The following is a 3,981-nucleotide window of genomic DNA, read 5'->3' as shown; positions in this document are numbered from 1 at the left end:
GGGCGCGACGGGGGACGCCGCCGGGGCAGCTCGACGGCGGCCCCCCTTGCTCGCGGGGGGAGCCCGCCGGCGCTGCCGGACCGCCCCCCGTGCCCCGTCCCGATCCGTCGCGGCGCCGTCCTGGAGCTTCCGGGCGCGCCGCGTGCGGTTCCACTGCGGATGAGTGAGGCGGCGAGGACGGGTCAGAAGTCGACGTTCGCGGTCTCGTCCGCGCGCATCACCGACTCCTGGCGGAACTGCTTCTTGTAGGCGGCGCGGATCTCCTCGATACCGGCGTCCTTCGAGCGGGCCTCGGACTTCGGGTAGTAGAGGGTGAGTTCGTAGGAGCGCTCACGGATCAGGGCGCCCTTCGCGTCGCGCCACTGCCCGCGCGCGTCCTCGATGGTCAGGCCGTCGGGGAACTTGGGGGTGACGCGCCGGGTCACGAACTCACGGAACTGACGGTCCGTCACGTCCGGCCGGCCGTCGGAGCGGGCGGTGCCGAAGTAGAGGTGGGTGCCCACGTACGGGGCGCCGCGCACGGCCGTCGTGCGGGCCGACGGGGACGGGTCGTCGCCGGCGTCCAGGGCGGCGTACGCCGTGGGGGCGCCCACGGCCAGGACGGTCGCGGCGGCCAGGGCGGCGGTGCGCAGGCGGGAGGTGCGCTGGGGCACGGGTGTTGTCCTTTCGGCCGGAGACCGGCCCGGCGGCGGGCCGGTGCGCCGAAGCGCGCCGACAACTCTTCCGCCCGGGCCGGGGCCGCGCCCGCCGTTCCGCGCTTCCCGACCGAAAAGTGGTGGGCGGGAGCGAGCGTGTTGACCGAGGGCGCGGCGCGGTTCCTCCGCTCGTCGCATCGCCGGCCGAGACCTTCGGAAGCGACACGGGCGGCACCTCGACGGCGTCCCGCCACGCCGCCGTCCGGCGCCCTACCGGGTGGCGAACGGCTGGTCCGTCGGGACGATTTCGCGGCCGAGCGGCATCAGGGAGACCGGGATCAGCTTGAAGTTCGCGATGCCCAGGGGGATGCCGATGATCGAGCAGCAGAGCGCGATGCCGGTGAGGATGTGGCCCAGCGCCAGCCACCAGCCCGCGAAAACCAGCCAGATGACGTTGCCGAGCAGCGAACCGGCGCCCGCGTCACGGCGTTCCACGGTCGTCCGGCCGAAGGGCCAGAGCGCGTAGGACGCGATACGGAACGAGGCGATCCCGAAGGGGATCGTCACGATGAGGACGCAGCAGATGATGCCGGCGACCACGTAGCCGAGAGCCATCCACAGCCCGCAGAGGACCAGCCAGATGACATTTAGGATGAACCTCATGTAAGTAGCCTTCCACGCGACTGGTTCCCTGGCCACTGAGACGCCGGGAGGTGGCGGCGCGGTTGCCTTTCGCGCAGGTGGGATGGGGTCCGCCGGCAAGGGGGGTGCGGCGGGTTCCGTGGCGTAGCGGCTCATCGTCTCCAGGTGTGCCCGGGGGCTCGCGGTGCGGCCTTGGGCTGCCGCGTCCCGCAGGTCGCGGAAGTACTGGATGTACAGGTCCGGCGTGAACACGCTGAGCATGACGGCGGGTTCACCGGTCGTGTTGGCGAAGGTGTGCGGCGCTCCGGGCGGGACGAGCACGAATGTGCCCGCGGTCGCGTCGTGGTCCCGGTTTCCGACCGTGAACCGCACCGTGCCGGAGAGGACGTAGAAGCCCTCGTCGTGGCGGGCGTGACGGTGCTGCGGCGGTCCCGGAGTGTGCGGCGCGAGGACGGACTCGGTGACCCCGAGGCGGTGGGCGGTGTTGCCGCCGTCCTCCAGGACGCGCATACGGGTGGTGCCCAGGAGGATCGTCTCCCCCTCGCCCGGGCGGACCACCGATACGGCGGGGGCGCCGAGCGGCTCATGGGTTTCTGTCGTCGGTACGTCGGTCTTGGGCGCGTCGGTTTTCGGTGGGTCGGTTTTCGGTGGGTCGGCCATGTCCCCCATTCCACGGGCGGGGTGCGGCGGGCGTCCAAGTCCCTTTCCGTAGGGGCGATACCGTACGGGTATCGTCCCCGCATGGAGCTGCGCGCGCTGCGCTATTTCGTGGCGGTCGCCGAGGAACTCCACTTCGGCCGGGCCGCCGCCCGGCTGCACATGAGCCAGCCGCCGCTGAGCCGGGCCATCCGGCGGTTGGAGAGCGATGTCGGCGCCTCGCTGTTCGACCGGTCGCCCGCCGGTGTCGCGCTCACTCCCGTCGGCGTGGTCCTGCTCGGCGAGGCGCGGGACCTGCTCGAACGCGCCGACCGGCTACGCGCCCGCGTCGCCACGGCGGCCGGGGCCGCCACCCTCACCGTCGGCGTCCTCGGTGACGACGACGGCCCGGGCGCGGCCCGGCAGGCCCGTGCCTTCCGCCGGCGGCATCCGCACGTCGAAGTCCTCGTCCGCGACGCGGACCTGACCGATCCCTCCTGCGGGCTGCGCGCCGGGACGGTCGACGTGGCCCTGACGCGAGGCCCCTTCGACGAGACCGGGCTGTCCGTGCGCGAGCTGCGGGCCGACCCGGTGGGTGTCCTGCTGCGCGCCGACGATCCTCTGGCCCGCCGCGGCAGTCTGCGGCCGGCGGAGCTCGCGGGCCGTCGCTGGTTCCGTTTCCCGGCGGGCACCGACCCGCTGTGGCAGGCGTATTGGAGTGGTGGTGAGCCACGCGAGGGTCCGGTGGTACGCGCGGTCCGGGAGTGCCGGCAGGCCGTCCTCTGGAACGGCACGGTCGGCATGACGCTCCTGGGCCATGACCCGGGCGAGGGGCTCGTCGTGGTGCCGCTGACCGGACTGCCTCCGAGTCCGGTGGTGGTGGCGTGGCGGGCGGGTGACGCGAATCCGCTCGTCCGGTCGTTCGTGCGGATCGCCGTCGCCGCATATCGCGGGTGAGACGTCTTCGGGGGCGTGAGGGAAGACGTTCGGACATGTTCCGGAGACGGAAGGCCATTCAGGCGCTCGCTCCGGGTTCGTACGGTGGAGGAGTCGAAACGGACCAACGAACAAACGAACGCGAACGAGCAGGGAGCGTCCCCAATGCGTGCTGTGGTGCAGAAGACCTTCGGCGGCCCCGAGGTGCTGGAGCTGGTGGAGAAGGAGCGGCCGGTTCCGCTCGCGGCCGAGGTGCTGGTGCGGGTCCGGGCGAGCGCGGTGAACCCGGTGGACGTCGCGGTCCGGTCCGGGGCCTTCCCGCTGCTGGGCGAGCCGCCGTTCGGGGTGGGCTGGGACGTCTCCGGGGTCGTCGAGGAGGTCGGCGCCGGCTCCCGGTTCAAGGTCGGGGACGAGGTGTACGGGATGCCGTTCTTCCCGCGCGCCGCCAACGCCTACGCCGAGTACGTGACCGTCCCCTCGCGGCAGGTCGCACGGAAGCCCGCCTCGCTCGACCACGTGCACGCCGCCGCGCTGCCGCTCGCGGCGCTCACCGCCTGGCAGGGACTGGTGGACGCGGCCGGCGTCGGGGAGGGCGACCGGGTGCTGATCCACCGGGCGGCCGGCGGGGTCGGGCACCTGGCCGTGCAGATCGCGAAGGTCCGGGGCGCCGAGGTGATCGCGCTGGCGAGTGCGGCCAAGCACGAGTTCGTCCGCGGGCTGGGTGCCGACGAGGTGATCGACTACCAGGCGGTCGACTTCACCGAGGCGGTGAAGGACGTCGACGTCGTCTTCGACTCCACTGCCCAGGGCGCCCGTTCGACGGCGGTCCTCCGCCCCGGCGGCACGCTCGTCAGCATCCTGGAGCACGCCGACCGGGAGCTCGCGGCGCGGATCGAGGCGGACGGCTTCCGCTTCGCCGGGGTCTCGGTGGAGCCGGACTACGCGGCACTGGAGGCCATAGCCGGCCTCGTGGACGCGGGCCGGATCCGACCGCACGTCGGGGCGACGTTCCCGCTCGCCGAGGCGGGCAAGGCGCATGAACTGGTGGGCTCGGGGCGGGCGCTGGGCAAGGTCGTGCTGACGGTGGACTGAGGCCGGGATGGGGGTGAGCGGTGGAGCGGGGGATGCGTGG

Annotated in this window: 4 protein-coding genes and 1 pseudogene; 2 read left to right on the top strand and 3 right to left on the bottom strand. The window is 73.0% G+C overall.

The window, feature by feature from the left end; genetic code table 11:
- Positions 1–182: 182 nt before the first annotated feature.
- From ACSNOK_RS31460 to ACSNOK_RS31450, 3 genes and pseudogenes are all read right to left on the bottom strand, one after another.
- Complete coding sequence (locus ACSNOK_RS31460; protein ID WP_436784203.1) at positions 183–653, bottom strand: DUF3574 domain-containing protein; 471 nt, start codon at positions 651–653, stop codon at positions 183–185.
- A gap of 252 nt (positions 654–905) precedes the next feature.
- Positions 906–1,298: a YccF domain-containing protein gene (locus ACSNOK_RS31455; RefSeq protein ID WP_436784204.1), complete on the bottom strand. Its 393-nt coding sequence runs from the start codon at positions 1,296–1,298 to the stop codon at positions 906–908.
- Positions 1,299–1,406: 108 nt separating this feature from the next.
- Positions 1,407–1,937: pseudogene (locus ACSNOK_RS31450) on the bottom strand (cupin domain-containing protein); the annotation flags it as partial.
- An 81-nt stretch (positions 1,938–2,018) separates the two neighbouring features.
- On the opposite strand from ACSNOK_RS31450, the gene ACSNOK_RS31445 reads away from it, so the two are divergent.
- Both ACSNOK_RS31445 and ACSNOK_RS31440 read left to right on the top strand, forming a co-directional pair.
- A complete protein-coding gene (locus ACSNOK_RS31445; RefSeq protein ID WP_436784202.1) occupies positions 2,019–2,870 on the top strand; it encodes a LysR family transcriptional regulator in 852 nt (283 codons plus the stop codon).
- 144 nt (positions 2,871–3,014) lie between these two features.
- Positions 3,015–3,941, top strand: coding sequence for an NADP-dependent oxidoreductase (locus ACSNOK_RS31440; protein WP_436784201.1), 927 nt, complete (start codon positions 3,015–3,017; stop codon positions 3,939–3,941).
- Positions 3,942–3,981 lie beyond the last annotated feature (40 nt).

The sequence above is a fragment of the Streptomyces sp. URMC 126 genome (assembly GCF_051386555.1).
Taxonomy (GTDB): domain Bacteria; phylum Actinomycetota; class Actinomycetes; order Streptomycetales; family Streptomycetaceae; genus Streptomyces.
Note: the sequence above shows the minus strand (reverse complement) of the source record. Positions and strands in the feature narration are given on the sequence as shown.

What these genes read in the sequence shown, in the direction of transcription:
- ACSNOK_RS31455 (WP_436784204.1), bottom strand. Translation starts at nt 1,298, where the DNA reads ATGAGGTTCATCCTAAATGTCATCTGGCTGGTCCTCTGCGGGCTGTGG.
- ACSNOK_RS31445 (WP_436784202.1), top strand. Translation starts at nt 2,019, where the DNA reads ATGGAGCTGCGCGCGCTGCGCTATTTCGTGGCGGTCGCCGAGGAACTC.
- ACSNOK_RS31440 (WP_436784201.1), top strand. Translation starts at nt 3,015, where the DNA reads ATGCGTGCTGTGGTGCAGAAGACCTTCGGCGGCCCCGAGGTGCTGGAG.